This window comes from Campylobacter sp. BCW_6466 (assembly GCF_001762835.1).
In the GTDB taxonomy this organism is placed as follows: domain Bacteria; phylum Campylobacterota; class Campylobacteria; order Campylobacterales; family Campylobacteraceae; genus Campylobacter_D; species Campylobacter_D jejuni.
The window spans coordinates 1-1781 of record NZ_MJXO01000009.1 but is presented as its reverse complement, the minus strand read 5'-3'; the positions used below and the strand labels follow the sequence as shown (position 1 = coordinate 1781).

The following is a 1781-nucleotide window of genomic DNA, read 5'->3' as shown; positions in this document are numbered from 1 at the left end:
TAACCCCATTTACCACCACAAATTTACAAACATAAAGCTCTTGTTTTCTATCTTCATCTTCTAAGATTTCATCTAGTCCTTGTGCGATTTGAAGTTTTAAATTTTGCATTTTTGCAGGAGCTAAAAAACTAAAATGATATTCGTTTAATTCTTTATTATCTTCTAAAGCATTTTTGATGATTTTATCATACTCATGTAGCTGTGTAAAATACCCTACTCCTAAATCTTTATTTTCAAATTCCTTATAAGCACTTTTATAAACTTTAGCAATGTTTTTTGGGATAATAAAATAAAGTTTGATTAAATTAGTATCAAAGCTAAGATTTAATTCTTTAAATTCATAATCTTTACTAAAGTCTTGTTTGAATTGATTAAGAATATTTATATCCTCTATATCTTTTAAATCTTTTAAATCTATATTAAATTCATTTAAAGCCTTATCTTGTTCTTTTTTTTCATTATTGATTAAAAGATTATAGATAGGTAAATTATCTTTTTGAAATCTATCACTTTTATAATGAAGTCTTATTATAGGTTCTTTTAACTCTATTTGATTTTTACTTTGTTCTCCTAAGCCCTCTTTAGGATCAAAGCTGTGATCAAATTTAAACTTAGTAGGAGTAAAGCTTACTTTTAAAGCAAAGCCTTTATCTGTTTTACAAGCTGAGATGAGTTCTTGTAAGATTACATATTCATTATTGACTTTCTTTTGAGATAAGGATCCTTTTACATTAACAACTTTAGTACAAGGAACACTTACACCTGCTATAGTATTAGGACAAGCTACTATACTAGAGTTTAATAAATCACTTTCTAGCATTATAGGCACACCATCATCTTTAAAAGTTTTTCCTTTGTTTGATTTAAGTATGACTTTACCTCCATGGATACATTCTAGGTTTTGATTTTCTAAAAGAGCATGAAGTTTAGCTATAGCTTGTTTTTTATCTACTTGTGTGGTTTTTTGTTCTTTTAAAGTGTTTGAAATTAAGTCTTTATACTCTAAGCTTTGTTTGCTTAAACATTCTAATTTAATATTTAAAGAATTTTCTATAATAGAATAATTAAGCAAGCAAAGTTCATCATTTTTATAAAAGATACTAAGTCTTCCTAAACCACTGCTTTCATCTTTAGGAGAAAAATAATAACTGGGTGTATCTTGTTTTATAGTATTATCTTGATCTAATTCTCCAAAGTAAAAAGGATTATTAGGAAGTTCACTTGAGCCTGTAAGGAGGGTGGAGTTTAGGAAGATTTTTGTATCTAAACTTTTAAAATCTATTTGATATTTTTCTTCTATGTCCTTTATATCCAAAACACTTCTATCTTTTGCAAAAATATCACAATGATTATCATAAATATGGATCAAATTTGACATAGAGATGAAAGAAGTATTGTTAGAATTATCTTGCAAATCTTGTAAATTTACTTTATCTAAGAATATGATTTTTATATTATTTGTCTTTAATACTATGGTATTGGTATTTTTATCATAAAATTGCTCTATGTTAAATACTTCGTTTAAAATTAAATTAACATCATTTTCCTTAGTATTAAAGCTTTGATTATTTAGATTATCTTGTAAGGAAATTTCTTTATCTAAATAGTCTTGGATATCTTTTATTTTTTCATTTCTTTTTTCTTTTAAAGTATTGATAGATTTATAAAGCCTTTTTCTAGCATCAAGATAGGTATCATTTAGATTTTCTTTATCTAGGATGAAGATTTTTGTGAAAGTAGAATTATAGCCTAAATTGTTTATAGCAGTAGCTTGAGTGAAA

General features: G+C 25.5%; 1 protein-coding gene. It reads right to left on the bottom strand.

Features of this window, described 5'->3' with window-relative positions:
• The coding region (locus AJ887_RS10580) for a hypothetical protein (protein ID WP_186820922.1) at window positions 1–1072 on the bottom strand (1072 nt) is incomplete at its 3' end.
• Window positions 1073–1781: the final 709 nt, after the last annotated feature.